Origin of the sequence: Corynebacterium sp. ACRPH (genome assembly GCF_022347285.1) — a bacterium.
Taxonomy (GTDB): domain Bacteria; phylum Actinomycetota; class Actinomycetes; order Mycobacteriales; family Mycobacteriaceae; genus Corynebacterium.
Window position 1 is genome coordinate 1 of record NZ_JAKRND010000046.1, and the last position, 820, is coordinate 820.

Genomic DNA, 820 nt, shown 5'->3' on the forward strand with positions numbered 1-820 from the left:
GGCACTGTTGCAAATAGTCGGTGGTGATAAACTTATCATCCCCTTTTGCTGATGGAGCTGCACATGAACCCATTCAAAGGCCGGCATTTTCAGCGTGACATCATTCTGTGGGCCGTACGCTGGTACTGCAAATACGGCATCAGTTACCGTGAGCTGCAGGAGATGCTGGCTGAACGCGGAGTGAATGTCGATCACTCCACGATTTACCGCTGGGTTCAGCGTTATGCGCCTGAAATGGAAAAACGGCTGCGCTGGTACTGGCGTAACCCTTCCGATCTTTGCCCGTGGCACATGGATGAAACCTACGTGAAGGTCAATGGCCGCTGGGCGTATCTGTACCGGGCCGTCGACAGCCGGGGCCGCACTGTCGATTTTTATCTCTCCTCCCGTCGTAACAGCAAAGCTGCATACCGGTTTCTGGGTAAAATCCTCAACAACGTGAAGAAGTGGCAGATCCCGCGATTCATCAACACGGATAAAGCGCCCGCCTATGGTCGCGCGCTTGCTCTGCTCAAACGCGAAGGCCGGTGCCCGTCTGACGTTGAACACCGACAGATTAAGTACCGGAACAACGTGATTGAATGCGATCATGGCAAACTGAAACGGATAATCGGCGCCACGCTGGGATTTAAATCCATGAAGACGGCTTACGCCACCATCAAAGGTATTGAGGTGATGCGTGCACTACGCAAAGGCCAGGCCTCAGCATTTTATTATGGTGATCCCCTGGGCGAAATGCGCCTGGTAAGCAGAGTTTTTGAAATGTAAGGCCTTTGAATAAGACAAAAGGCTGCCTCATCGCTAACTTTGCAACAGTGCC

The 820-nt window shown here is 52.4% G+C and carries 1 protein-coding gene; it reads left to right on the forward strand.

Going from position 1 to position 820, the window contains the following annotated elements; genetic code table 11:
• The first annotated feature begins 63 nt into the window (after window positions 1-63).
• Window positions 64-768 (forward strand): IS6-like element IS26 family transposase, encoded by a 705-nt coding sequence (locus tag MHX66_RS10505; protein ID WP_001067855.1) that lies wholly within the window; start codon window positions 64-66, stop codon window positions 766-768.
• The last annotated feature ends 52 nt before the right edge of the window (window positions 769-820 follow it).

What these genes read in the sequence shown, in the direction of transcription:
- MHX66_RS10505 (WP_001067855.1), top strand. Translation starts at nt 64, where the DNA reads ATGAACCCATTCAAAGGCCGGCATTTTCAGCGTGACATCATTCTGTGG.